Genomic DNA, 26,090 nt, shown 5'->3' on the forward strand with positions numbered 1-26,090 from the left:
CTATCGTGCTACGACCGGTCCTGCTCGCACGGCACATTGAGGGAGAGAAGTGCGGCGGATCCGTGCTTGTCGAGGCGGAGTTCGGTGATCGCCGCGTTGCGCAACCGCGGGAACACTCTGCGGTACTCCCTGAGCGGGATCGACAGCAGCGCGCACAGCGTCAGCCGGAGCAGGGTGTTGTGGGCTACGACGAGGACGCGCTCGCCGGGGTGGGCGGCGGCGATGCGGCGCAGGGCCGCGGTGCCGCGGGCGGCCGCTTTCAGGGGATCTTCCGCGCCGGGGAAGGGATACGTCACGGGATCCGCGCGGAACGCCTCGGCCGCGTCGGGGACTTCAGCCGCGAACTCCGCGAGGGTACGGCCCTCCACCACCCCGAAGTCGCACTCCCTGAGGCCGGGTTCGCGGTGCGGTGTCACACCCAGGGCGCGCGCGGCGGGTTCGGCGGTGGCGATCGCCCGCGACAGGTTGGACGTCCAGATCGCGTCGGGACGGTGTGCGGCGGCCCAGCGCCCAAGCGCCTGCGCCTGTTCCCGGCCCTCGTCGGTGAGGCCGATGTCGCTCACGCCCGCGTAGCGGTTCTCGGCGTGCCAGATGGTTTGGCCGTGGCGGGTCAGTAGGAGGGTGGTGCTCATGTCTGGGTCCCGTCTTCGAGTGCGGCGCCGTCGTGGCTGGTCGCGCAGTTCCCCGCGCCCCTGAGCAGGTGGGTGTCCAAGCTGGTTTCTCAGTTCAGTCGGTGGTGTGCGAGTGCAGCTACCGGGGCCGGGAGCCAGCCCCTGTTCGTGAGTTCGTCGACGAGGCGGGCGTATGGCTCGGCGAAGAGAGTGGTGCGCTCAAGGTTCGGTACAAGCGTCGTGCGGACGCGGACCATGCGCTCCGCGAGGTCCGGCAAGGGCTTCCCGGTGACGCCGTGGGCCGCCAACGCCGCCATTCCCAGGGCCGGTTCGGTCTGTTCGGGTACGCGGGCCGGGCGGCCGAGGATGTCGGCGCGGAGCTGGTTCCAGTAGGGGCTGCGGGCCGCGCCGCCGGTGAAGGTGAGGGGGCCGTCGAGCGGGGCGCCCAGGTGGTGCAGGTAGTCGAGGCAGAGGCGTTCCGCGAACCCGACGCCCTGGAGGAGCCCGGCCCAGCGGTCGGCGTCGTCGGCGGGGGTGCCGAGGAGGAGGGCGGTGGCGTCCGGCGCGCGGAAGGGGAACCGCTCCCCCCGCGACACCAGCGGGTAGGCCACCGCGCCGGACGGCTCGTACGCGGCCGCCCGTTCGTCCATGGCCCCGGGGTCCAGGTCCGTCGGGAGCGCCCCGGCGCCCACGCTCGACGCCCCGCCGGGCAGCCAGGTGCCGCCCGGCGCGCGGTGGTTGTAGACCACACCGCTCGGGTCCCGCACCGGGTCCGGGGTGGCCCCCTTCAGTACCAGGGTGGTGCCGAGCACCGAGTTCCAGGAACCGTGGCGCAGGGCACCCGCGGCGATCTGGGCCGCGCAGCCGTCGGTCATCCCGGCGACGACGGGCGTGCCGGCCGGGATGCCGGTCGCCTCCGCGGCGGCCGCGCAGACCTCGCCGAGCCGGGTGCCGGGCAGGACGACCTCGGGAAGGTCCAGGGCGACTTCCGGCCAGGCGCCGCGCTCGACGTCGTAGCCCGTCTTGAGCGCGTGGCTGGAGTCGGTGGGCACCGGGCTGCCGATCAGGTGGGCGGTGACGACATCGGGTTGGTGGGTGACCCGGCCGCCCCGGCCGCCGTACTCCCGCGCCAGCCACAGCGCCTTCGGCAGCGCCCACGTGTCCTGGACGGCCAGCCCCGCCTCCCGCAGCCCGGCCGCCTCACCCGCCGCGCGTGCGTCGTCGTACATGAGCGCCGGGCTCGTCGGCCGGCCCTCCGGGTCGGTCAGCAGGACCGTCCCCGACGTCCCGCACACAGCGAGTCCGCCGATCCGTACACCCGACAGGGTGAGAAGCGCGGAACGGGACGCCGTGCGCACCGCCTCCCACCACTCCCCCGGATCCTGCTCGTGCCGCACGCCCTCGCGCATGCCGCCGAGCGGGGCGGAACCCCGTCCCAGCACGGTTCCGTCGGCCGTGACCGCCAGCGCGCGCACGCTCTGGGTGCCGAGGTCGATCCCCAGCCACGCCGTCTCGTTCTCGTCCGTCATCCCTGTCATCGGAGCCTCCCACCCGCACGGGGTCTATGCGTACCCGGGACTCGCGGCTCAACATCGTCTCAGTGAAGCGACGATCCGGAGGTCGACGATGACCCAGAGGACCGATCCCGTACGTGTCGTGGCGGCCGGCGACCACTTCGTCCTGCCGGGGCTGATCGCCGGGGCCGTCGAGGCCGAGCTGGGCGGCATCAGCGCGCAGACGAAGGAGGTGACGCTCGGCTGGCCCCTGGAGCCCTTCGGGCCCGTCTCGGAGGTGACGGAGGCGAGCGACGCAGAGGACGAGCTGATCGAGGCGCTGGACGGCGCGGAGGTCCTCGTCACCCAGATGGGCCCGGTCACCGAGCGGGTGCTGAACGCCGCCGGCAGCCTGCGGCTGGTCGTCGTGTGCCGGGGCGGCCCGGTCAACGTGAACCTCGACGCGGCCAAGGCCCGTGACGTGCGGGTGTGCTTCGCGCCCGGCCGCAACGCCGCCGCCACCGCGGAGTTCACCGTCGGCATGCTGCTGGCCGCCGTGCGCCGCATCCCGCAGGCCCACGACCTCCTTGCCGGACAGGGCAGTTGGGAGGGCGGCGCCGCCTACTACACGTACGAGCACAGCGGCCTGGAGCTGGAGGACCTGCCCGTGGGACTCGTCGGCTACGGCGCCGTCGGCAGCCGGGTCGCCCGCGTGCTGTGCGCCTTCGGGGCGCAGGTGATGGTGTACGACCCCTATGTGCGCGGCGAGATCCACGGGCTGCGCGTGTCCTCCCTCGACCAGCTCCTCACCCGCTCCCGGGTCATCACTCTGCACGCCCGTCTGACCGCCGAGACCCGCGGCCTGATCGGCGCCCGCGAGCTGGCCCTGCTGCCCGAGGGGGCGGTCGTGGTGAACGTGGCCCGCGGCCCCCTGATCGACGAGGGCGCCCTGTGCGACGCCCTCGAAGCCGGCCGGGTGTCGGCGGCGGCCCTCGACACCTACGAGCACGAGCCGCTGCCCACGGACTCCCGGCTGCGCGCCCTGGCCGACCGGGTCGTCCTGACCCCGCACCTCGGCGGGGCGAGCCGCGCGGTGGCCGAGAAGGCGGCGAGGATCGCGGCGGCCGAGGTGGGCCGCTGGGCTCGGGGGGAGCGGTTGGCGCACTGCTTGACGTGACGGTCGTGGTCGGTCGCAGGAGGGCGTAGGAGGGAATCCGTATGTACGTCGGTATCGATGTGGGCACGTCCGTCGTCAAGGCCGCCGCCTTCGACGGCGGGGGCCGTCAACTGGCCGTCGAGTCACGCCCGGTGGAGCTCTCCCTGCACGGCGGGTTCGTCGAGCAGGACATGGACGAGGTCTACGGCGCCGTCGTCGACGTCCTCGGCAAGCTGACCGGGCGGGTGCCGGAGCCGGTGGAGCTGGCCGGGCTGACCGGACAGGGCGACGGGGTGTGGCTGGTCGACGGGGAAGGGCGGCCGGTGCGGTCGGCGATGTCCTGGATGGACGGGCGGGCGCACGAACTGCTCGACCAGTGGCTCGCGGACGGCACGTTCGAGACGGTGTTCCGGCGGACCGGCGGCGCGATGTTCCCGGGCTCGCCGGGACCCTTGCTGGCCTGGCTGGACCGGTACGACCCGAAGTCTCTGGACGCCGCCGCGGCCGCCGTGTACTGCAAGGACATGGTCTTCCAGCGGCTCACGGGGGCCGCGCGGGCGACGACGGACGTGTCGGACGCGTCCATGCCCTTCCTCGACCCGCGGACCCGGTCGTACGACAACCGGGTGGTGGAGCTGTTGGGGCTCACCCATCGCCGGCGGCTGCTGCCGCCCGTCGGGGACCCGATCACCACGGGCGAGGCTCGGGAAGGGCTGCCGTCCGGGACACGGCTCTCGAACGGGCCGTACGACCTGCCGGCCTGTGCGCTGGGGGCCGGGGTCACCGAGCCCGGGGACGGTCTCCTGATCGTGGGGACCTGTCTCGCCGCGCTGGTCGCCACGACCGAGCTCGATCTGAGCGGTGAGCCGGCCGGCCTGTACATCTCCACCGACCGGCACGGGCACCGGCTGCGGGCGATGCCGGCGATGGTCGGGACCGCCGCGCTGGACTGGGTGCTCTCGACGACGGGCGTCACGCACGCGGAGGTGGACGAGCTGCTGGCGTCGACTCCGCCGGGGGCGCACGGGGTGCGGGTGCTGCCGTACTTCGCTCCCTCCGGGGAGCGGGCTCCGTTTGTCGAGCCCCATCTGCGGGCCGAGCTGAGCGGGGTCTCACTGGAGACGACGCCTGCCGATCTGATCCGGGCGACCTGTGAGGGGATCGGGTACGCGGCTCGGCACTGTCTGGAGGCGGCGGGGCTGACGGGCGCTCTCGCGGTGTGCGGCGGGGGGACCCGGAGCCCTGCCTGGATGAAGTTGCTCGCCGATGTCCTCGGGCGGCCGCTCAGGGTTGTGGAGGGGGAGGTGGGGGCCCGGGGGGCGGTGCTGGCTGCGGCCGAGCGGTACGGGGTTTCTCTTGACGCGGGAGTGTGGACCGAACCTACGGACGTTGTTGAGCCGGATCCGGGACGTTCCGCGTATTACGCCAAGGGGTTCCAGGAACATTTGGTGCGGTTGGATGTGGCTCGGGGGGCGGCCGGACGTTAGCTGCGGGTCTCGTCGTGGCTGGTCGCGCAGTTCCCCGCGCCCCTAAGGGGGTTGCAGTTCACGGTGTTCATGCGGTGCTCGAATTGCGGCGGGAGTCTTCAGGAGTTTCGTGCGCTCACTGAGGACGAGCAGAAGTTCGTCCGGGAGCACAAGCCCAGGCACACCCGCCTGGGCTCGTACTTCCGGTGTGCTCGTGAAGGGTGTCTGCGGTATCAGCGGCGCGGGGACCAGAAGGACGGGGGGTCCTTTCCCGAGCCGGAGAAGTGACTACAGGTTGCTGAAGTCGGGGCCCTTGGTGCGGGTGCGCTTGATCTCGTAGAAGCCCGGGACCGAGGCGACCGCCACCGTGCCGTCCCACAGGCGGCCGGCCTCCTCGCCCTTGGGGGCCGGGGTGACGACCGGGCCGAAGAAGGCGATCTGCTCGCCGTCGGAACCGGGGACCGCGATGACCGGGGTGCCGACGTCCTGGCCGACCTTGTCGATGCCCTCCTTGTGGGAGGCGCGCAGCTCGGCGTCGAACTCGAAGTCCTTCTGGTCGAAGTACTCGATCAGGTCGGCGGGCAGGCCGACGTCCGCCAGGGCGCCCTCGACGGCCTCGCGCGTCGGGCCCTGGCCCTCGTTGTGGATACGGGTGCCGAGCGCGGTGTACAGCGGGCCGAGGATGTCGGAGCCGTGCTTCTGCCAGGCCGCGGTGACCACCCGGATCGGCTGCCAGGCCTTGGTCTCAAGGAGTTCGCGGTACTCCTCGGGCAGTTCGTCGATCTTCGGTTCGTTCAGCACCGCCAGGCTCATGATGTGCCAGCGCACCTCGATGTCCCGGACCTTCTCCACCTCCAGGACCCAGCGGGAGGTCATCCAGGCCCAGGGGCACAGCGGGTCGAACCAGAAGTCGACGGGGGTCTTGCCGGAGGCGCTCGCGGTCTCGGACATGAGTCTCCTAGAGAAGTGTTCGTTTCAACCCGCAACACCGGTCGCCGCCCACCCCATTCCCGGCTGACCGATGTCAGGGGCACATGGCAGGATCGGGCCTGTCCGCATGCTGAACACCATCCGAGGGAGCATCGCCCGTGCCCGGTGAGAATCTGTCCCGTGACGAGGCCCGGGAGCGGGCCGCCCTGCTGTCCGTCGACGGGTACGAGGTGTCCCTCGACCTGCGCTCGGCCGTCGGGGACGAGGCCGGGGACGGTCCGCGCACCTTCCGGTCGGTCACCACGATCCGCTTCCGGTGCAACGAGCCGGGGGCCACGAGCTTCGCGGACCTGATCGCACCGAGCGTCACGGCACTCTCGCTGAACGGCCGGGACCTGGACCCCGGCGAGGTCTTCGACGGCTCCCGGATCGCCCTGGAGGACCTGGCCGCCGAGAACGAACTGATCGTGGACGCCCGGTGCGCCTACTCCCGCACCGGCGAGGGCATGCACCGCTTCGTCGACCCCGAGGACGGCGAGGTCTACCTCTACACCCAGTACGAGCCGGCCGACTCCCGCCGCGTCTTCGCGAACTTCGAGCAGCCGGACCTCAAGGCGCCCTTCCGCTTCGAGGTGCGGGCGCCGGAGGGCTGGACGGTGTGGAGCAACGGCGTCGGTTCGGAGCACGACGGGGTCTGGCGGTTCGCGGAGACCAAGCCGATCTCGACGTACATCACGTGTGTGGTGGCCGGTCCCTACCACTACGTGAAGGACTCCTACGAGCGGGTCCTGGAGGACGGCACGCGCCTGGAGATCCCCCTCGGCGCCCTGTGCCGCAAGGGGCTCGCCCCCCACTTCGACTCCGACGACGTCTTCCTCGTCACCAAGCAGGGCCTGGACTTCTTCCACGAGCACTTCGACTACCCGTACCCCTTCGGGAAGTACGACCAGGCGTTCGTGCCCGAGTACAACCTCGGCGCGATGGAGAACCCGGGGCTCGTGACCTTCCGCGAGGAGTACATCTTCCGGGGCAAGGTCACCCGGGCGTCCTACGAGGGCCGGGCCAACGTCATCCTGCACGAGATGGCGCACATGTGGTTCGGCGACCTGGTCACCATGGTGTGGTGGGACGACCTGTGGCTGAAGGAGTCCTTCGCGGACTTCATGGGCACCTTCGCCAACGTCGGCGCGACCCGCTTCACCGACGCCTGGATCACCTTCGCCAACCGCCGCAAGGCCTGGGCCTACCGCGCCGACCAGCTGCCCTCCACGCACCCCATCACCGCCGACATCCGCGACCTCCAGGACGCCAAGCTCAACTTCGACGGCATCACGTACGCCAAGGGCGCCTCCGTACTGAAGCAGCTCGTCGCGTACGTCGGCCAGGACGCGTTCCTGGAGGGCGCGCGGCGCTACTTCAAGCGGCACGCGTACGGCAACACACGGCTCGGTGACCTGCTGTCGGTCCTGGAGGAGACCAGCGGCCGGGACATGAGCGCGTGGGCGCGGTCCTGGCTCCAGACGGCCGGGGTCAACTCCCTCACCCCGCAGGTGCTGCTGAGCCCCGAGGAGCGCATCGACGAGCTGGCGGTCGTGCAGGAGGCGGCTGCCCTTGCCCCGGCGGACCACCCGGAGCTGCGGCCGCACCGGGTCGCGGTCGGGCTGTACCGCCGTACGCCCGAAGGGGCTCTGGAGCGGTACGCGCGTGCCGAGGCGGACGTCGACGGGCCGCGTACGGTCGTGGCGGAGCTGGCCGGTGCCGAGGTGCCGGAGCTCGTGCTGGTCAACGACGACGACCTGACGTACTGCAAGACCCGCTTCGACGCGGGCTCCCTGGAGACCCTGAAGGCGGGGCTCGGCGACCTCACCGACCCGCTGGCCCGCGCCCTGTGCTGGTCGGCGCTGTGGAACATGACGCGGGACGCGCTGCTCCCGGCCAGGGAGTTCGTGGACATCGTGCTGCGCTTCGCGGGCCGCGAGTCCGACATCGGCGTCCTGCAAATGCTGCACGCGTGGGCCGAGTCGGCGCTCGTGCACTACGTGGCGCCGGACTGGCGGGACACGGGCGCGGGGCTGCTCGCCGAGGGGGCCGAGCGGGAGCTGCTCGCCGCCGAGCCGGGCAGCGAGCAGCAGCTGGCCTGGGCGCGGTTCTTCGCGCGGACGGCCGCGGGCCCGGCCGCCTTCGACCTGTTGCAGGGCCTGCTGGACGGCACGGCGGTCATCGAGGGGCTGGACGTCGACCAGGAGCTGCGGTGGGCGTTCCTGCAGCCGCTGGCCGTGTGGGGGGTCGCCGACGAGAAGGCGCTGGCCGCCGAGCTGGCCCGCGACGACACCGCTTCCGGCAAGCGCCACCAGGTCCGCTGCCTGGCCGCCCGGCCCTCCGAGGCCGTCAAGGCGCAGGCGTGGGCGCAGGTCGTGGAGTCCGACGCGCTCTCCAACGCGCTGGTCGAGGCGACGATCGCGGGGTTCGAGCAGCCGTCCCAGCGGACCCTGCTGGAGCCGTACACGCAGAAGTACTTCGCGGCGATCGAGCGGGTCTGGAAGGACCGGTCGATCCAGATCGCGATGAACATCGTCTCGGGGCTGTTCCCCTCCCTCCAGGACTCGCGGGCCACGCTCGACGCGGCCGACGCGTGGCTCGCGGCCCACGAGGACGCGGCGCCGGCGCTGCGCAGGCTGGTGCTGGAGGGGCGGGACGATCTGGCGCGGGCGCTGCGGGGGCAGGAGTGCGACGCGGGGGCCGGCAGCGCCGTCGACCCCGTCAACACCGCATGACCTTTGGCCTGAGCTTGGGCGTCCGGTAGCCGTTACGAAATACGGTCAATAGGAGCCGTAACCCCTGGTCCCACCCGAATGGACCAGGGGTTTTCGCTCCCTACTCGGCACCCGAACACCCGTCCTTTAGTACTGCCTTGTCCATATTTGTCGACGGGCGTGTAACAGCGGTTAGCGGGCGGTCCTGAGGCGGGAACCTCCGCTGCATGAACCACAACACCCCGGTCCCCCCGCTCTCCCCCCGCCCCCTGCGTCACCTCTCCGAGGTGCAGCGCCGTGTCGTGACGGCCGGCCGGCTGCGCGCGACCGGCGTCTCGGTCGCCGAGGCCAACGAGCAGTGCCGGCCCGGCGGCCCCTGGCAGCAGATCCTCCCGGGTGTCTTCCTGCTCCACCCGGGCCCGCCGACCAGCGAGGAGCGGCTGCACGCGGTGCTGATGTACGCGTCACGGGAGCAGAGCGCCGGGGTCCCGACGCAGCCGGGCGCGGAGGAGCCGCACCGCCCCGTGTACGCGGATGCGATGATCACCGGCCTGGCGGCGCTGACCCTGCACGGCTTCAGCTCGACCCCGACGCTGCTCTCCCTGGACCGGATCGACGTCCTGGTCCCGAGGATGCGGCGGCTGCGCTCGACGGGCGGCGCGCGGATCGTCCGCACCTCGGCGCTCCCCGCCGCCGAACAGGTCACCGGCCTCCCGGTCGCCCCGGTGCCGCGCGCCCTCGCCGACGCGGTCACCGAACTGACGGACGCGGGCGCGGTACGCCGGCTGCTGACGGAGGCGGTGCGCGGCGGGCACTGCGAACCGGCCGCGGTCGTCCGGGAGTTGAACAACGCCAAGCTGCTGAGCCGCCCGCACGTGGTGGACGCGGTGGACTCCCTGCTCGCCGAGGGCCGCGCCATCGCGGAGGACCGCCTGTACCGCATGGTCGAGGAGTACGGCCTCCCCGACCCGGTGTGGAACGTCGACCTGAGGCTGCCGGGCGGCCCGCACCTGGGCGGCCTGGACGCGTACTGGCCGGAGCAGGCGGTCGCGGTGGAGCTGGACACCCGCGCTCCCCGTCAGGACGAGGACGCGCTCTGGTCCGAGTACGCCCGCAAGCGCGAGCACCTGGAGCGGCTCGGCATCACGGTCGTCCACATCACCCCGCGCAAGCTCCGGGACGCGATGGAACAGCAGGCGACGGTGGTCCGTACGGCCCTGATGGCCTCCGGCGACCGAGATCCCGCCGCGTATGTCGTGGTGCTGCCCCGGTAGTGACGGACCGGGGCGGGACCAGGAGGGGAGAGGAGGGGCCACGGCACTGGGGAGCCGGGGCCCCTCCTCGCGTCGCGCGCCCGCGGCCGCTAGAGGGGGTCGGGCAGCGCGGGACGGGCGACGCCCGCGGCGGCTCGGTCCAGCAGGGCCGCGTACGACGCGATCATCCTCGTACGGCTGAAGCGTTCGCGGCTCGCCGCGAGGGCCGGGGCGAGGTCGGTTCGGGCATCCGCCGCCCGGGACCAGGCCGCCGCGATCTCCTCCGGGTCCGGGGCCGTGATCAAACCGCGCCCCGCCACGATCGCCGCGCTGTCGCCGACATCGGTCGCCACCGGGACCGCGCCGCACATCATGCCCTCGATCAGGCACAGCGGGGCGGCTTCGCCCCAGGCGGAGGTGAGGGCGACGACGTCCGAGGCGGCGTACAGCGTCTCCATGTCGCGCCGGACACCCAGCAGACGCAGCCCACGGTCCGCGAGGGCCGGGGCCCCTCGGAACGCCGTCGCGATGTCCGTGGTGAGCCCGGGGTTCGCCGCCGTCATGCCCGCCCCGCACATCAGCACCTGCCCGTCGGGAACCCGGCCGAGCCAGGCACGGGCGGCGGCGAGCAGCAGGGGGACGTTCTTCATCGCGTCGTAGCGGGCGGCGAAGACGACCACGGGGGCCGCCTGGTCGATGCCGAGTTCCGTGCGGAGCGCGAGGCGGCGGGCCGCGTCCGGGCGGAAGCGGAAGAGGTCGACGCCGTTGGGGATCACATGGAGGAGCTCGGCGGGGATCCCGGCGGCCCGGTACGCGTCCCTCGTCGACTCGGCGCAGCAGACGCAGGCCACGACCGTGCCGTCGGCGATGGCGGCCTTCAGCTCGTCGAGGGCGTGGCCCTGGTTCTCCGGGTCGGAGCGGTGCAGACAGACCACCACCGGGCGCCGCGGCAGCCCCGCCTGGTTCAGCAGCCCCAGCGGCTGTTCCTTCAGGGACAGGACGACGTCCGCGCCGGCCGTCGCCCGGGCCGTTTCGGCCAGCTCCGGACCGGTGAAGTCGGCCGAAACGCCGGTGCCGCGGAAGGTGCGGTCGAGAGAGGTGACGCCCACCCCGGCCGCGGTGAGCGCCCGGTAGCAGGTGTCGTCCGTCATCCGCTGCCGGGTCGCCTCCCGGTGCACCTCGCCGTACAGGCTCAGCACCCGATGGTGCTGGCCGCCCTCGGTGAGACCCAGAACGATGTCGCTGTGCACGATCCGGGCCCCACCGGAGAAGAAACCCTCGTAGACCGACAGCACTCGCAGCTCGCGTCCCGTACGCACACGACCACCCGCCTTGCACACAAATCGAGCCATCCCCGTGAAGTGCGGGTTAGCCGATATGAGGCGGTACGGACATTACGTCCGGATGAACTGCGTGCTTCGTGTCCGAGTCGGCGCGCCTACTCGCCGCAGAACTCCGCCTCGACCACCGTGTCGGTGTCTCCCGACCAGTCGCCGTTGTAGTTGAAGGCGAGGGAGTGCCGGCCGTCGGCGGTGGTCACGGCCACGGAGGAGGAGCCGTGGATGCCGCCGTTGTGACCCCAGACGTGCACTCCGCAGCTGAGCTTCCGGTCCATGAGACCGAGGCCGTAGCCGGCGTTCGGGAGCCCCTCGACGGGCACCGTGGTCTTCATCTCCTTCAGCTGCTTCGGCGGGAGCAGCCTGCCCTTCAGCAGGGCCGAGTAGAAGCGGTCCAGGTCGGCCGAGTCGGAGATCATCTCGCCCGCCGAGGAGGCCAGCGAGGGGTTCAGCACGGTGACGTCGTACGTCGGTCCCGTCGCCGTCTCCGCCAGCTTGGAGTAGGCCCGGCTGCTGGGCCGGGGCACGGTGACGCGGGTGCCCGGGACCGAGGTGGCGGTCAGGCGCAGCGGGTCGATGATCCGGTGCCGGATCTCCTCGCCGTACGAGCGACCGGTGACCTCCTGGATCACCATGCCCGCCAGTACGTAGTTGGTGTTGGAGTAGTTCCAGGAGGTGCCCGGCGCGAAGTCCGGCTTGTGGGCCATGGCGACCGCGACGAGCTGTCCGGGGCTCTGGGTGTCGTAACGGTGCTTGAAGAAGCCGTCCTTGAGGAAGTACGTGCGCCCGAACGTCTCGTCGGCGGTGTAGTTGAAGATCCCGCTCGTGTGGTTGAGGAGCTGCCGGAGGGTGATCCGGCTGCCGTCGTGGCCGTTGCCGCGGACCACGCCGGGCAGCCACTTCTCCACCGTGTCGTCGAGCGACAGCCGTCCCTCCGCCTCCAGTTGGAGCAGCACGGTGGAGACGAAGGTCTTGGTGATGGAGCCGACGCGGTAGCGGTCGTCCGCCTCGCGCGGGGCATGTGTCCTGATATTGCCCACCCCGGCGGTGGTCGACCAGGTGCCGCGGCCGTCCCTCGCGGTGAGCGTCACCCCGGGCACCCCGTCCTTCACCGCGGCGCGGACGGCCTGCCGGGTGGCCGCATGAGTGTCGGACCCGGCCGCCATCGCCGGGGCGGCGAGGCCGGTCGTGAGTGCCACGGCAGTCGCCCCGACCACCACCGTCGTACGTACGGTCATGTCTTCCCCCTGTTCAGGCACGCCCGGTCGGCGTGATCGGCGGGAGAGACCCCCGCCGGGAGGGGAAGGTTGAGGCCGGTCCGGCCGGTTGGGCGGGATTCAGCTAATTCTTGCGAGGCCCCCCGGCGTTCACGCACGAGAGGAATCGCATCATTGAGGACGCGCCGCGGAGCCGCCGTGTGTCACGTCCGGCGGAGACCGACGACATAGGGCGGCTCGTCGCTCGATCGGGTGATCGATCTCGAACATGCGGTGGCGTCTCGTGCGGGTGTGCACGTTCGGTGCTCGTGAAGTTCGTGGTGCAGGTCAGACTGCTGCCGACGCCCGAGCAGGCAGCGGCACTCGAAGCGACCCTGCACGCCTGCGACGAGGCCGCGAGCCGGGTGAGCAAGGTCGCCTTCGAACGCACCATCACCGCCAGTGACGCCCGTTGTGCAAGCCCGGCGCTTTAGCGATGGGCAGTTGACCCCTTCTTGAGGACCAGCTCCGTGTTCCGGTCCCCCGAGGCGCCGCCGAGCTTGTCGCTGGAGCCGGGGGCGTTGTAGGCGAGTTCGCGGTAGAGGGCCGCGAGGCCGGTCTGGGAGAGGTCGGTGAAGTCGGTGCGGTGGGGGGCCGCGGACTCGACGAGGGTGGTGAAGATCGAGATCGTGCCGTCCTTGTTGTCGGCCAGCTCGATGACCCGGGCGAGGTGCGGGAAGTCGATGTGGGAGGCGGTGGAGATCTCCCAGAAGGAGCGGCCGTCGGGGGCCGAGTGGGCCTTGATCACATTGCGGTGGATGTGACCGTTGACCCAGGCGAGGACGTTGCTGTGGCTGGCCAGGAGGGCGACCACGTCTCCGCCGCCGTAGCGCCGCTCGTCCGGGTGGGCCGGGTCCCGGCGGAGGTTGTCCATCGAGTCGCTGGTGTGGTGGCTGAAGACGACGACGAAGGAGTCCTTGTTCTCCCGCAGCGTCCGGTCCAGCCAGCGCAGCTGCTTGGTGCCGATGGACCCCTGGTAGTGGCCGCCCGGGTCGGTGGTGTCGAGGCTGATGCCCACGACGTCGTCGGCGATGCGGAAGCTGTAGTACTGGGTGCCCGCGTCGAGGTTGGCGGTCGAGTAGCCATGGCCGACCGGGCCCACGCCCCGGTACGCGGGGTCGAGGTGGGCCGTGAGGTAGTCGCGGGCGGTGTAGGGGGCGCGCCGCTCGTCGGGGGTGACCGAGCGCATGTTCCGGGCGTGCGCCTTGAGCAGGTCGCGGAAGTGGTGGCCCTGCGGGTCGTTGGCCTTGCGGATCATGTCCTGGAGCTTCTTCGCCTCGGACGCGGGCAGCGACATCAGCTTCTTGCCGCCGACGGCGTACTCGGCGAGCCAGGAGTCGCCGTGGCCGTAGCAGCCGAGCGGCAGGCTGTCGTGGTTGCCGACCGTGGAGTACCAGGGGATCGAGAGGCCAGGGCTGTTCACCTCCCGTATCGCGGCGGCGAGATAGCCGTGCAGCTGCGGGAAGCCGAGCTGCTTGTCCTGGTCGCGGGTGGTCGAGTCGGGCTGCCAGTACTGCTTGAGGCCGCTGTTCTGGACGCCCTCGTAGTGGCGCGGGTCCCCGGAGTTGGGGGTGATCCGGCCGCCGCTCATGACGGTGAGGAACCAGTCCAGCTCGTGGCGGGAGTTGTTGTCCGTGTTGTCGCCGGTCGTCATGGCGAACTGGAGCGGGGCGCCGGTGACGGGGCCGCCGCGCAGCGCGTTGACCCGCTCGACGAGCGAGATCGCGCCGGGCACGGTGAGCGCCTCCTGGGGCCGCCAGGCGTGCACGTCGGTCGATCGCAGGTACTCCAGCCGCATCGGGTGCTGGCCGTCCATCAGGTGCAGGTCCGTGAACTGCACGAACGCGGCCAGGGAGGTACGCCGGCCGGCCCGCCCGGACTTCGGGGCGGCGAGCTCGGCGCGCACCTTGCGGCTCCAGCCGGGACCGTTACCCAGGCGCCGGTAGCCGGAGCTCGTGCGCGGGGCGGCGACGGAGGCGACGGTGGTGCCGCGGGTGTACGGGGCGAGGGGGACCTCGACCGGGACGGCGGCCTTGTGGACGGTCTGCGCCACGGGTGCCTCGGCGGTACCGGTGGTCGTGGCGGCCTGGCTGTCGGTGGGCCGCAGGGCGTAGCCGACGCCCGCGGAGACGGCGACCGCACCTGCGGCGGCGAGGACGGTGCGACGGTGGACCGCCTGCGTGGTGCTGGCGACAGAGCGTGTGCGCGACATGGCGCGATCTCCCCGAGTGCGAACTGCGTCGGCAGTGGTCGCGGGGTGATCGCGTTCGCGAACAACCCGCTCGCTCTGGATGCTTGGCACCGGGAATGACCTGCGCGTGAACGAGACGGCAACGCGCAACGCCGATCACCGTACGTGGATCTTGGGCCACCCTGCGCGTTCAGGAGCGCTCGTCGAACGGCCCGGGGGCGGTCACTCCGTGTTCATCTTGCGGGGTACGACACCTATTCCACGGGCCGCCCGCCCACCGGCCGCTCCCGCCACAGCCGCAGGCCGAAGTCGACCATGGACACGCGCTTCAGCGCGGGTACCGCGTCCAGGTCGTGCCATGCGGCCATGTCGGTGGAGCCGCCGACCTCGTACCGCAACTCGCCTCCGATGACCCGGGCCTCGTACATGAGCCCCACGTGGTGGCGCTCGACCGTGCGGCCGAAGCGGCTCCGGGACGGGAAGCGCACCGACCGGACCCCGAGCATGCCGGTGACCTCGACGCGGTATCCCGTCTCCTCCGCCACCTCCCGCAGCACGGTGTCGTGGGGGTCCTCGCCGTGCTCCATACCGCCGCCGGGCAACGTCCACTCCGGCAGGCCGTCGTTGAGCCAGCGGGCGAGCAGGATCTGTTCGTCACGGACGCATATGGCGTAGGCCGCCACCCTCAACTTCTTGCGCATACGGGCAAGTTAGCCCGCCGGTACCGGATTGGCCGGTGAGTATTCGGGCGCGGACCAGCGCAGGGGGATCGCCGAGGGGGTCTCGACCACCTCCCGTACGCGGAAGCGGACCCTGCGGTCCTCGCCGTACTCGGTGTGCGCCTCGCCGGTCAGCTGGAGTGCCGTGCCGCTGGTCCAGTCGAGGAACAGCAGGCCGGCCCGGGGGTCCGCGGCGAGGTTGCCGAGGGTGAGGAACATCGAGTTGCCCGGGTAGTCGCGCCAGCTCAGCTCGCCCGGCGAATCGACGCGCACGAAACCGGGGTTGCCGCCCCGGTGACTGATGTCGGCCCCGCCATGGTGCACGGAGGCCAGGAAGAAGGTGTCGGCGGCGGTGACGAACTCGGCCTGCTCGGGGCTCAGTTCGGCGGTGCGTCGGGGTTCGCCCGGTCGGCGGTCCGCCACGATCTCGTACGACTCCCTCCGCTGAAGGTACTTCGGGCAGTTCGCGAAGACCTGGTCGGCCTCGATCGCGAACCCCCGTGCCGTGGGCCCGAGTCGGCCGTTGAGGCGCATACGGCGGCGGGTGCGGGGGTCGAGGGCGATCGTGCCGACGGGCGTGCCGGGGGTGGCGAATGCCGTCGCGAGGGGGTCGGACGGCAGCCAGTCGCCGGTGACCGAGACGCGGTGCGGGCCCGCCGCCCTCACGAAACCCGGCGCCCCGCTGAGCGGGGACGCCCAGACCCGCCCGGTCGAGGGGGCCGCGGCGCCGACGACCAGCAGTGGCTGGAGTTCCAGGAACGCCGCGGCGACGTCCCGGATGCCCTGGCCGACCGAGCGGCCCACGTGATCGGCCTGCTCGCGCACCCCCACCCGGTCCTGCACGGCCCGCGAGCCCTCGTGATAGACGCCCATGATTAGAAGAACCCGCAGGTCGGGGCGGTGCCGGAGGGTGCCGGGGCCTCCTCGGCGCCGCTCGGCACGGAGATCTCCAGGCGGGTGCCGTCGGGGTCGTGGAAGAAGATGCCGCCCGAGCCCGCGCCCTCGCGGTGGGCGACCACGCCCTCGTGGGCGAAGTCCGCGCCGTACGCCCTCAGTGCCTCCTCGTACTCCCTGACCCGCTCGATCGAGTCCGCCTCGAAGGCAAGGTGGTGCAGACCCGCGCGGTCGGGTCCGTAGAGCTGCTCCGCCTGCTGCCAGAGGGTGAGGACGAGGATCTCGCCGTCGCCGAGGAAGGCGTACCGGCGGCCTTCCTCCTTGCCCTCGGCGATCAGCGTGAAGCCGAGGACGTCCCGGTAGAAGGCGAGCGAACGGTCGAGGTCGGTGACGTTCAGGCCGATGTGGCCGGTGCGCAAGGTCACGGCTGTCCCCTTCAGCTTGGCCAACCCGCATGGTTAACCCTTGTGAGTGACTTTAAGGGTTAGAAGCGGCGAGTGCAACCAGTCACGTACGCTTGACCGGTTAGCACGGAAGGGAGCCCCGCATGCCCGCGCCCCGCGATCCCCGCCCGCTCACCGGCGAGCCGCTCGCACTCGATCTGCTCAACACGCGGTGGATGAGCGAGGGGACCCTCCAGGACCTCCTCGCCGACGTCGACGGGCTCGGGGTGTGGCTCGACTCGGCCGGGCTGAGCGGTGACCACACCCCGGACGGCAGGATGCTGCGGCATGTCCGGCAGGCCAGGGAGGCTCTGCGCACGGCGGTGGACGGGTCACTGGAGGAGGCAGCCTCCCTGGTCGACGCGGTGCTGGAGCACGGGCGGGTGCGGGTCACGCTCACCCCCCAGGGCCCGGTCGAGCGACCCGAGTTGGGCGACCCCGACTGGGCGCCCGCCTGGCTCGCCGCCCGCAACTACCTGGAGCTGCTCAGCACCGCGCCGGACCGGATCCGGTCATGCGCCCACGAGTCGTGCGTGCTCCACTTCCTCGACACGTCGAGGAACGGCACCCGGCGCTGGTGCTCGATGGCGACCTGCGGCAACCGCGCGAAGGCGTCCCGCCATTACGCGCGCACCAAGGACGCCTGAAAAGACCGCCCCAAGGGCTCGTAGGGCGAAACGCCCGCTTTCACACGCATCTTCACCGATGCCCCTAAAGGTCATCGCGGGTTTTCCCCATACACCCATATCGATTCGGTCAACTCTCCCTAAACATCCTTCCCATGGGTAAAGCTGGGCGCTCATCCGGGGTCGTAATCCGGATCACCGTGGCCAGGACCGATCGGTCCCGGTCACACGCCTGCTCGTTCCTTTACTCACAAGGGATGCCGATGACCCTCACCCCCCAGAGCGCCCCGATATCGGGCGCGAGACGTGTGGCGCGCATAGCCGCGGCCGCCGGACTGGTCGCCGCGCTCTCCGCGGCGGGGCCGATACCCATGGCCTTCTCCGCGGACACGGGGACCACCCCCGCGGCGTCGGACCCGGGCCTGAAGTCCGCCGACGAGAAGCTCGGTTCGGACGACGCCGACGCGCTCGCCGAGGCCAAGGCCGACGGCGTCAAGAACATCACGCTGATGGTCGCCACCGCCCCCGGCAAGACCGAGCAGGTCGCCGAGGAGCTGGACGCGGTCAAGGGCGGCCTGGTGGGCCTCACGTACGACAAGCTCGGTTACGTCCGGGCCACCGTCCCCACCGCGAAGGCGGACTCGGCCATCGCCGCCGCCGCGAAGCTCTCCTCCGTGCACGGCATCGACGTCAAGCAGGACATCCCGCTGGACGACCCGACGCCGAGCGCCGACACCGCCAAGGGCGCCGCGCACAAGGCCGCGAAGACCTACCCGGCCCCGAGCGCGAAGACGCCCGCCGAGAACCCGTACAACCCGTCCTTCGAGACGGGCGCCGTCGACTTCGTGCAGGAGCACCCGAAGGCGGACGGCCGCGGCGTCACGATCGGCATCCTGGACTCGGGTGTGGACCTCGGCCACCCGGCCCTGCAGAAGACCACCACCGGTGAGCGGAAGATCGTCGACTGGGTGACGTCGACCGACCCGGTCTCCGACGGTGACGCCACCTGGCGGCGGATGAACAACCCCGTCAGCGGCCCGACCTTCACCATCGCGGGCGCCACCTGGAAGGCCCCGGCGGGCTCCTACCAGTTCAACCTGTTCCGCGAGTCGGCCACCACCGGCGGTGACGCCAAGGGCGACGCCAACCGCGACGGCGACACCACCGACGTCTGGGGCGTCCTCTACGACGCGGCCGCCGGAACCGTCCGGGTCGACCTGAACAACAACAACGACTTCTCCGACGACACCCCGATGAAGCCGTACAAGGACGGCTACCAGATCGGGTACTTCGGCACTGACGACCCGTCGACCGACGTCGCCGAGCGCCAGCCGTTCGTCGTCGAGATCCGCAAGGACGTCGTCTACGACGCCGCGGGCAGCAAGGCCGACTACGTCAACATCGGCGTCATCGAGTCCGAGCACGGCACCCACGTCGCCGGCATCACCTCCGCCAACGGCCTGTTCGGCGGGAAGATGAACGGCGCGGCCCCGGGCGCGAAGATCGTCTCGTCCCGTGCCTGCACCTGGTCCGGCGGCTGCACCAACGTCGCGCTCACCGAGGGCATGATCGACCTCGTCACCAAGCGCGGCGTCGACATCGTCAACATGTCCATCGGCGGCCTGCCCGCGCTCAACGACGGCAACAACGCGCGCGCCGAGCTCTACACGCGCCTCATCGACACCTACGGCGTCCAGCTGGTGATCTCCGCGGGCAACTCCGGCCCCGGCGCGAACACCATCGGTGACCCGGGCCTGGCCGACAAGGTCATCTCCGTCGGCGCGACCATCTCCAAGGCGACCTGGGCCGCCAACTACGGCTCGGCCGTGGAGAAGAAGTACGCGATGATGCCCTTCTCCTCGCGCGGTCCGCGTGAGGACGGCGGCTTCACGCCCACCCTGTCCGCCCCCGGTGCGGCCATCAACACCACGCAGACCTGGCTGCCGGGCTCCCCGGTCGCCGAGGCGGGCTACACGCTGCCGGCCGGCTACTCGATGCTCCAGGGCACCTCGATGGCCTCCCCGCAGGCCGCGGGCGCCTCGGCGCTGCTGCTCTCCGCCGCGAAGCAGAAGGGCATCACGCTCACCCCGGCGAACCTGCGCACCGCCCTGACCTCGACCGCCGACCACATCAAGGGTGTGCAGGCGTACGAGGAGGGCGCGGGCCTCATCAACATCGTGGACGCCTGGGACGCGATCAAGGACGGCGCGACCGCCCACGAGTACACCGTCAAGGCGCCGGTCGACACCGCGATCGACCAGTTCCTGAAGACGCCTGGCTTCGGCACCGGCATCTACGACCGTGAGGGCGGCCTGAAGGCCGGCCAGAAGAAGACGTACGACGTCACCATCACCCGTACGTCCGGCGCGGACAAGGCGCTCCGCCACGAGCTGTACTTCGACAACAATGCGGGTGACAGCTTCCGCATCCTCGGCAAGGACGACATCCGGCTCCCGCTGAACCAGCCGGTGACCGTCAAGGTCCAGGCGCAGCCGAAGTCCGCCGGCCTCAAGAGCGCGATCCTGGTCGTCGACGACCCGAGGACCGAGGGTCTCGACCAGCAGATCCTGACCACGGTCGTGGTCTCGGCGCCGGTGAAGTACACCTACACCGCGTCGAACACCGTCCAGCGCAACAGCACGCAGTCGTACTTCGTGACCGTCCCCGAGGGCGCCAAGTCCCTCGAGGTCGCGATCGGCGGGCTCAAGGACAAGAGCCAGACCCGCTTCATCGCCATCCACCCCTACGGCGTCCCGGTCGACAACACCGGCACCCCGTACTGCTACAACAACTACCTCGACGGCAACGGCTGCAAGCCCGACGTGCGTTCGTACGCGGACCCGCAGGCCGGTGTCTGGGAGATCGAGGTCGAGTCGCGCCGTACGTCGCCGCTGCTCGACAACCCGTACAAGCTGGACGTCGCCGTCTACGGCGCGGTCTTCGACCCGGAGACCGTGACCGTCCCCGAGGCCAAGGTCGGCACCCCGGCCACCGCCTCCTGGAAGGTGACGAACAACTTCGCCGCCCTCGACGGCAAGCTCGTCGGCGGTCCGCTCGGTTCGGCCAAGTCGGCCCGCCCGTCCATCGCCGAGGGTGCCACCCAGACCACCACGGTCGAGGTGCCCGCGGGCGCCAAGTCGCTCGACGTGGTCATCGGCAACGTCTCCGACGCGGCCGCCGACCTCGACCTGGTCGTCTACGCCCCCGACGGCAGCGAGGCCGGCACCTCGGCCGACGGCGACTCGGAGGAGGCCGTCTCGGTCGCCGACCCGGCCGCCGGCACCTACACCATCTCGGTCATCGGCTACTCGGTCCCCTCCGGTTCCACCGCGTACGACTACCAGGACGTGTTCTTCTCCGGCGCCCTGGGCACCGTCACCGTCGACGACACCGCAGCCGTCAAGCTCGGCACCGGCGACTCGACGAACGTCTCCGCGAACGTCACCGCCCTGGCGGCCGCTCCGGAGGGCCGTGAGTTCTTCGGCCAGGTCCAGCTGGTCAACGCCCTTGGCACGGCCGCGGGCATCGGCAGCGTGACGATCGAGAAGGTCACGCCGTAACGGCTGTACGGCATTAAAGGGGGCGGGCGTTCCCATGGAACGCCCGCCCCTCTCCGTTCTCCATCCGCGGGTGTCAGGCCCCGCCCTCGCAGGTCAGACCCCGCGCGGCGGGCAGCGCCCGCTCGATCCGCAGGCGCCCCTCCTCCAGGGCGTCCTGGGCGGCACCGGTCCGGTCCTCGGCGTACGACGGATCGCCCGCGCGGTAGGTGTCGGGCCCCTCGCCCGGCAGACTGGAGACCAGGACCAGCATGCGAGCCCCGCTCCGGTAGTACGCCGGTACGTTCGCACCCTGGTCGACGAAGGTGATCGACCGCTCCCCGCTCGCCGGCTTGTAGTAACGCTCCACGTCCAGCACCACCCGGTACCGGTCGTCGCCGCCCGCCGCCTCGACCCTTTCCACCGTGCCCTCGACGACCGTGCTGGAGCAGGCGATGAGCCCCTCGACGGTGAGCAGGGCCTGGGGCCCATCGCCCTCGACCCCGTTGTGGGCGACGAGATACGCCGCCCCCGTCCCCAGCGACGCAACGGCCACGGCCGCCGCGAGAGCCACGAGCCCCAGACGCCCACGCCACCACCGACGCACGGGGACGGGTTCCGGCATGGGGACGGACTCCGGCATGGACACGGCTGTCGGCACCTCCTCGGGCGCACACCGCTCCGCGGCCGCACGGGCCAGCCCGTCCCCGATCCGCCGAAGCTGCTCCCGTACGGCGGCCATGTCCCGTTCCGCCGCCCCGTACCCCTGTGTCTCCCGCGTGCCGTCCGGCCCCGGCCGGGGTGCGGGTTCGCCCAGCAGGACCGCCATCAGCTCGTCGTGCTTCTCCACCGTCACACCGTCTCTTCCACGTGCAGCCGGTCACGCAGGTGCTTCGCCGCGGCGTACAGCCTGCTCTTGACCGTTCCCAAGGGGATCCCGAGCTGTTCGGCGATCTGCGGGACCGAGAGATCCGCGTAATAGCGCAGGATCAGGACCTGTCGCTGCGCGCCCGGCAAGGCGTCGAGCCCTTCGGCGACGGCGAGCGCCTGGAGGCTGTTCTCCGTGTCGTCCCGGACGCGTTCGTCCGGCGTACCGAGCAGGGAGAGCCGCTCGCTGACGCGCTCCTGCCGGTGTTTGGCGCGGTGCCAGTCCACCGCGAGGTTCGAGGCCACCACCGCGGCCCAGGCGCCCAGGTCACGCGGCGGGTCGTCGCCGCGGGCCCGGCGTTCCAGCAAACGCAGCCGCACCTGTTGGAGCCCGTCCTGGAGGTCGTCCTGAGGGACCCCGCCGAGAGCCAGGACGGCGCGGACCCGGTCGGCCTGCGCCGCGTCCAGCGGGTCCGCGCCTGCCTCCGTGCCGCCAGGTCCCCTGATCTGCACCCGCGTTCTCCCTCATCCGTCACCCGTGTCTCTCCTATGACGTGGGAACATCGCAGATCGTTCGATCCTCATCCGCAGGTGAGCCGCCGTGACTCCGGCAGCGAGGCCTGGATCCAGGCCCGTTCACGGGTGACCTGCTGCTCCCCGACCACCCAGTGGTCGGGCACGGCATCGCCCTGCAGGACCCCGAACAGCACCGGGTCGCCCTTGCGCAGGCCGTCGACGAAGGTGTCGTCGACGACGTACGTCAGCTGTTTCGGGCCCTTCACGTCCTGCTTGTAGTAGCGGACCACGTCCACGGTGATCCGCAACTGCACCTGGTCCGAGAGGCGTTCGACCGAGGTGACCTTGCCCTCGACGACCAGGCGGGTGCAAGCGAGATAGTGCGGGCTGCCGAAGCGGGCGGCATCGGCGTCCACCTGGGACTTGTCGCTGGCGCTGCTGCCGGCGTCCGCGCTGTCGTTGCCGCCCGTCGCGATCAGCCAGCCGAGCCCGGTGACCACGGAGGCCACCGCGGCGACGGCGAGGGTGCCGTAGGCGATCCGGGGGGCCCAGCGCCGGGCCCGTGCGGGACGTACCGGAGCGGGTCGTGGCGCGGGGCGCGGCTCCTGCGCCAACGCGTCTGCGATGAGGCCCAGTTGCTCGCGCAGCAGGGCGATGTCGGCGGTGGCCTCGCGGTGTTCGGCGCGAAGGGCGTCGTCCGCCTCGTCGGGCAGCGTTTCGCCGGTCAGCGCCGCCAACAGCGCGTCGACGTCCCGGTGTTCGGCGGTCATGTCACACCACCTCGTCCTCGTGCAGACGGGCGCGCAGCGCGCGGACCGCCGTGTGCAGCCTGCTCTTGACCGTGCCCTCCGGGACGCCGAGTTCCTGGGCGATGTCCCGCACCGGTAGATCGGCGTAGAAACGCAGGACGAGGACCTGGCGCTGCTGGTCGGGCAGCTCGTCCAGTCCCTGGGCGACGGCGAGCGAGAGCACGCTGGTGTCCTCGCCGGAGGGGTGTTCCAACTGGCGCAGGGAGGCGAGGCGTTCGCCGATGCGCTCCTGCCGGCGCTTGGCGCGGTGCCAGTCCATGGCGAGGTTGGAGGCGACCACGGCCGCCCACGCGGAGACGTCGCGCGGCGCCTCGTACCCCTTGGCCGCCCGCTCCAGCAACCGCAGGCGGACCTGCTGCACCCCGTCCGGCAGGTCCGCCTGCGGTACACCGCCGAGCGCGAGCACGGCTCGTACCCGACGTTCCTGGGCCGCGTCGAGCGGGTCGTCGGGCCCGTCATGGACGCCGTCCCGCTGGCCGCGGCGGGCCTTTCTGCGCAGCACGGCTCCCCCTCTCCTCGCCGCGTTTCCTCTATGACGCCGGTCCGGGCGGAAACGTTCGGCCCGATTCCCGGAATTGTTTTTGAAGCCTGGCATCCTGGCCGGCTGCCGCATCGGCAGCCGCTCCGTCACGTCCTTGAGCGCCTTGGTGCGGGACTCGGCGAAGTCCCGGATGATCTGTTGCTGCGGCACCGAACTTCCCACCCGCAGCCATGGAGTTGTGGCCCGTGCCCGGGTGAGCGCTTAGTCCAGCTGGGCCGGACCGCATGTCTGCTTGTCCTGCGGATGCGCGACGTTGTGCCGGTGAACGGCCTTCGACCGGGCTACGGCCTCATTCCAGATCCACCGGCACCGCCCCCCGCTCCACGCTCAGCGCCGCCCGGGCGTGGCCGACACCCGCAACCGGTGGGCGAAGCGGGCATGCCCCGCCCCCCTCATCGCCTGATGCAGCCCTGGCCGCCATGTCCTCACCTCCCACCCGTGCCGTTGTTCCGGTGATGCACCCCTACTGGGAAACGACCGTATGAGCGAGGTCCGTACACCTGCCCGCACATCCCGCCACTACCACCCCCGCCAGCGATCATGAGCACACACGTTTGCGCCGGCGGCTGGACGCGGCTGCTGCTGCTGCCCGAGGATGGCGTCCCGCCGAGTGGTGTAGGCGATCAAGTCGGGGGAATCTGCAGGTCGCGGCCCGAATCGCCCCAGCCGGAGACCTTATTGGGGCTCGCCGGGCCGGGACCAGCGGCGATCGCGCGACGAACCGCAGCGGCATGTACCGGACGGCCTCGAAGCGGAGGCGACGGACCGTGATCGGCTACACCATAACGGGGGACACGACCTGCCCGAGGAGCAGGCGCCGCTGTTCACCGGCCCGACCTCGCGCGGCGACGACGAGCACCTGAGCGCGTGGTCCCTGAACCATCCCTACGGCCAGTCGACGACCATCGCCGACACACCGGCCGGCGGCGCCCCACCCTCGGGCCGGTGTGGGTCGACCCCGGCGGCGGCTGCTTCCTCACCGTCCGTGCCGCCGAGGACACGAAGTGGCGTCTGGAGCCGGTCTCGCTCAGCGCGGTCCCCGTGCTGAGCGCGCGGACGCCGCGTGGCTGATAGGGAGTCGTACGTCACACCGGCCCCGAGGCCGGGCTGGTGGTCGTCGGGACGGCCCTGATCCATGTCCTCGAACTGGACGAAAACCTCTTCCCGCACCGGAAACTCACCGCTTCTTCCGGCCTATACCACATATCGATCCTCCACGTCCGGTGCCTCGGCGAGTGGACCCTCGAACTGCACCCCTGACCCGCATGGTGTCCCATCCCTCGGGCAAAGGATTGGACACACCGGCCGGTAGGAGCCGCATGATGGAAACGTCCAGGCCACGCACCCGCCATGTAGAAGGAGTCGTCGTGAAGGTAGGAATCGTCGGAGCCACCGGACAGGTCGGCACGGTCATGCGCGGGATCCTCAAGGAGCGGAACTTCCCGGTCACGGAGCTGCGCCTGTTCGCCTCCGCGCGCTCGGCGGGCTCGGTCCTGGACGGCGTGACGGTGGAGGACGCGGCGACGGCCGACTACACCGGCCTGGACATCGTGCTGTTCTCGGCGGGCGGCGCGACCTCGAAGGCGCTGGCCGAGAAGGTCGCCTCGCAGGGCGCGGTCGTGATCGACAACTCCTCCGCCTGGCGCAAGGACCCCGAGGTCCCCCTGGTCGTCTCCGAGGTGAACCCGCACGCGATCGCGGACCGCCCCAAGGGCATCATCGCCAACCCGAACTGCACCACCATGGCCGCGATGCCGGTCCTGAAGGTGCTGGACACGGAGGCGGGCCTTGAGACGCTGATCGCCACCACCTACCAGGCGGTGTCCGGCTCGGGCCTCGCGGGCGTGGCGGAGCTGCACGGCCAGGTGCAGAAGGTCGCCGCCGACGCGGACAAGCTGACCCACGACGGCGGGGCGGTCGACTTCCCCGAGCCGCAGGTCTACAAGCGCCCCATCGCCTTCAACGTTCTCCCCTTCGCGGGCAACCTCGTCGAGGACGGCCTGAACGAGACCGACGAGGAGCAGAAGCTCCGCAACGAGTCCCGCAAGATCCTCGAGCTCCCCGAGCTGAAGGTCTCCGGCACCTGTGTGCGCGTCCCGGTCTTCTCCGGGCACTCCCTCCAGGTCAACGCCCGCTTCGCCCGCCCGATCTCCCCGGAGCGCGCGACGGAAATCCTGGCGGGCGCCCCCGGCGTCACCCTCTCGGACATCCCGACCCCGCTGCAGGCCGCCGGCCAGGACGCCTCCTTCGTCGGCCGCATCCGCCGCGACGAGACGGTCGACAACGGCCTGGCCCTGTTCATCTCCAACGACAACCTCCGCAAGGGCGCCGCGCTGAACGCGGTCCAGATCGCGGAGCTGGTGGCGGCGGAGCTCAAGGGCTGACGCCTGTCGGACTCATCGGGCGGGCTGCCGGAAACGGCACCTGCCTGCCGGGGCGAGCGCGTCGCCGGGGTGCCCCCGCGCAATACCGTCGGCGCGCCCCGGCCGGGCCGCGCGGGCCGAGACGGCGCCTTCCGCAAGGACCCGGAGCGCGACGCGGTGCGGGGTGCGCCCGGCTGCCGGAAACGGGCGTCTGCCGCCGGGGCAAGCACATCGCCGGGGTGCCCCCGCGCAGGACCGTCGGTGCGCCTCGGCCGGGCCGCGCGGGCCGAGACGGCGCCTTCCGCAAGGACCCGGAGCGCGACGCGGTGC

23 protein-coding genes are annotated in these 26,090 nt (G+C 71.4%); 10 read left to right on the top strand and 13 right to left on the bottom strand.

The features are described from left to right. Positions 1-8: 8 nt before the first annotated feature. Together H293_RS0103075 and H293_RS0103080 are read right to left on the bottom strand one after the other, a co-directional pair. Positions 9-632 (bottom strand): histidine phosphatase family protein, encoded by a 624-nt coding sequence (locus H293_RS0103075; RefSeq protein ID WP_020116408.1) that lies wholly within the window; start codon positions 630-632, stop codon positions 9-11. An 89-nt stretch (positions 633-721) separates the two neighbouring features. After that, positions 722-2,140, bottom strand: a complete 1,419-nt coding sequence (locus tag H293_RS0103080; protein ID WP_020116409.1) for an FGGY-family carbohydrate kinase — start codon at positions 2,138-2,140, stop codon at positions 722-724. Positions 2,141-2,237: 97 nt separating this feature from the next. On the opposite strand from H293_RS0103080, the gene H293_RS0103085 reads away from it, so the two are divergent. Then, on the top strand, positions 2,238-3,281 hold the full coding sequence (locus tag H293_RS0103085) for a 2-hydroxyacid dehydrogenase (protein WP_020116410.1): 1,044 nt from the start codon (positions 2,238-2,240) through the stop codon (positions 3,279-3,281). Positions 3,282-3,322: 41 nt separating this feature from the next. After that, the gene (locus tag H293_RS0103090) at positions 3,323-4,747 is read left to right on the top strand and encodes an FGGY-family carbohydrate kinase (RefSeq protein ID WP_020116411.1); all 1,425 of its coding nucleotides are present in this window, start codon (positions 3,323-3,325) and stop codon (positions 4,745-4,747) included. Positions 4,748-5,014: 267 nt separating this feature from the next. Here H293_RS0103090 and H293_RS0103100 read toward each other — a convergent pair whose 3' ends face one another. Continuing rightward, entirely contained in the window at positions 5,015-5,677 is a 663-nt protein-coding gene (locus H293_RS0103100; RefSeq protein ID WP_020116413.1) for a mycothiol-dependent nitroreductase Rv2466c family protein, read from the bottom strand. A gap of 137 nt (positions 5,678-5,814) precedes the next feature. Here H293_RS0103100 and pepN point away from each other — a divergent pair, with 137 nt between their 5' ends. Both pepN and H293_RS0103110 read left to right on the top strand, forming a co-directional pair. Further along, entirely contained in the window at positions 5,815-8,430 is a 2,616-nt protein-coding gene (gene pepN, locus H293_RS0103105; RefSeq protein WP_020116414.1) for an aminopeptidase N, read from the top strand. Between the two features lie 206 nt (positions 8,431-8,636). After that, positions 8,637-9,683: a hypothetical protein gene (locus H293_RS0103110; protein WP_020116415.1), complete on the top strand. Its 1,047-nt coding sequence runs from the start codon at positions 8,637-8,639 to the stop codon at positions 9,681-9,683. Positions 9,684-9,772: 89 nt separating this feature from the next. On the opposite strand, the gene H293_RS0103115 is transcribed toward H293_RS0103110, so the two are convergent. Then, positions 9,773-10,957 carry a glycosyltransferase gene (locus H293_RS0103115; RefSeq protein ID WP_020116416.1) on the bottom strand — a complete coding sequence of 395 codons (1,185 nt, stop codon included), beginning with the start codon at positions 10,955-10,957 and terminating at the stop codon, positions 9,773-9,775. Positions 10,958-11,100: 143 nt separating this feature from the next. Next, positions 11,101-12,237, bottom strand: coding sequence for a serine hydrolase domain-containing protein (locus H293_RS0103120; RefSeq protein ID WP_020116417.1), 1,137 nt, complete (start codon positions 12,235-12,237; stop codon positions 11,101-11,103). 287 nt (positions 12,238-12,524) lie between these two features. Between H293_RS0103120 and H293_RS57040 the strand changes: the two genes are divergently transcribed. Then, complete coding sequence (locus tag H293_RS57040; RefSeq protein WP_310591861.1) at positions 12,525-12,689, top strand: helix-turn-helix domain-containing protein; 165 nt, start codon at positions 12,525-12,527, stop codon at positions 12,687-12,689. Here H293_RS57040 and H293_RS0103130 read toward each other — a convergent pair. From H293_RS0103130 to H293_RS0103145, 4 genes are all read right to left on the bottom strand, one after another. Further along, positions 12,686-14,467 (bottom strand): TIGR03767 family metallophosphoesterase, encoded by a 1,782-nt coding sequence (locus tag H293_RS0103130; RefSeq protein WP_020116419.1) that lies wholly within the window; start codon positions 14,465-14,467, stop codon positions 12,686-12,688. The two genes, H293_RS57040 and H293_RS0103130, sit on opposite strands and share 4 nt — an antisense overlap. Before the next feature lie 233 nt (positions 14,468-14,700). After that, positions 14,701-15,147, bottom strand: coding sequence for an NUDIX hydrolase (locus H293_RS0103135; protein ID WP_028807503.1), 447 nt, complete (start codon positions 15,145-15,147; stop codon positions 14,701-14,703). 9 nt (positions 15,148-15,156) lie between these two features. Further along, complete coding sequence (locus H293_RS0103140) at positions 15,157-16,038, bottom strand: pyridoxamine 5'-phosphate oxidase family protein (protein ID WP_020116421.1); 882 nt, start codon at positions 16,036-16,038, stop codon at positions 15,157-15,159. 2 nt (positions 16,039-16,040) lie between these two features. After that, the gene (locus tag H293_RS0103145; RefSeq protein ID WP_020116422.1) at positions 16,041-16,484 is read right to left on the bottom strand and encodes a VOC family protein; all 444 of its coding nucleotides are present in this window, start codon (positions 16,482-16,484) and stop codon (positions 16,041-16,043) included. A gap of 122 nt (positions 16,485-16,606) precedes the next feature. Between H293_RS0103145 and H293_RS0103150 the strand changes: the two genes are divergently transcribed. Further along, on the top strand, positions 16,607-17,149 hold the full coding sequence (locus H293_RS0103150; protein ID WP_020116423.1) for a CGNR zinc finger domain-containing protein: 543 nt from the start codon (positions 16,607-16,609) through the stop codon (positions 17,147-17,149). A 242-nt stretch (positions 17,150-17,391) separates the two neighbouring features. Then, positions 17,392-20,688, top strand: a complete 3,297-nt coding sequence (locus tag H293_RS0103155) for a S8 family serine peptidase (RefSeq protein WP_020116424.1) — start codon at positions 17,392-17,394, stop codon at positions 20,686-20,688. 73 nt (positions 20,689-20,761) lie between these two features. On the opposite strand, the gene H293_RS53630 is transcribed toward H293_RS0103155, so the two are convergent. From H293_RS53630 to H293_RS0103175, 4 genes are all read right to left on the bottom strand, one after another. Beyond that, on the bottom strand, positions 20,762-21,514 hold the full coding sequence (locus H293_RS53630) for a hypothetical protein (protein ID WP_158694388.1): 753 nt from the start codon (positions 21,512-21,514) through the stop codon (positions 20,762-20,764). Between the two features lie 2 nt (positions 21,515-21,516). After that, positions 21,517-22,044, bottom strand: a complete 528-nt coding sequence (locus tag H293_RS0103165; protein ID WP_020116426.1) for an RNA polymerase sigma factor — start codon at positions 22,042-22,044, stop codon at positions 21,517-21,519. 68 nt (positions 22,045-22,112) lie between these two features. Further along, positions 22,113-22,817 carry a hypothetical protein gene (locus tag H293_RS0103170; RefSeq protein WP_020116427.1) on the bottom strand — a complete coding sequence of 235 codons (705 nt, stop codon included), beginning with the start codon at positions 22,815-22,817 and terminating at the stop codon, positions 22,113-22,115. A 1-nt stretch (position 22,818) separates the two neighbouring features. Then, entirely contained in the window at positions 22,819-23,358 is a 540-nt protein-coding gene (locus H293_RS0103175) for a sigma-70 family RNA polymerase sigma factor (protein ID WP_020116428.1), read from the bottom strand. Between the two features lie 984 nt (positions 23,359-24,342). Between H293_RS0103175 and H293_RS59830 the strand changes: the two genes are divergently transcribed. From H293_RS59830 to H293_RS0103190, 3 genes are all read left to right on the top strand, one after another. Next, on the top strand, positions 24,343-24,468 hold the full coding sequence (locus H293_RS59830) for a hypothetical protein (RefSeq protein WP_020116429.1): 126 nt from the start codon (positions 24,343-24,345) through the stop codon (positions 24,466-24,468). A 39-nt stretch (positions 24,469-24,507) separates the two neighbouring features. Then, a complete protein-coding gene (locus H293_RS58310; protein WP_020116430.1) occupies positions 24,508-24,657 on the top strand; it encodes a hypothetical protein in 150 nt (49 codons plus the stop codon). A gap of 107 nt (positions 24,658-24,764) precedes the next feature. Next, positions 24,765-25,781, top strand: a complete 1,017-nt coding sequence (locus tag H293_RS0103190) for an aspartate-semialdehyde dehydrogenase (protein ID WP_020116431.1) — start codon at positions 24,765-24,767, stop codon at positions 25,779-25,781. The last annotated feature ends 309 nt before the right edge of the window (positions 25,782-26,090 follow it).

The sequence above is a fragment of the Streptomyces canus 299MFChir4.1 genome (assembly GCF_000383615.1).
GTDB lineage: Bacteria > Actinomycetota > Actinomycetes > Streptomycetales > Streptomycetaceae > Streptomyces > Streptomyces canus_C.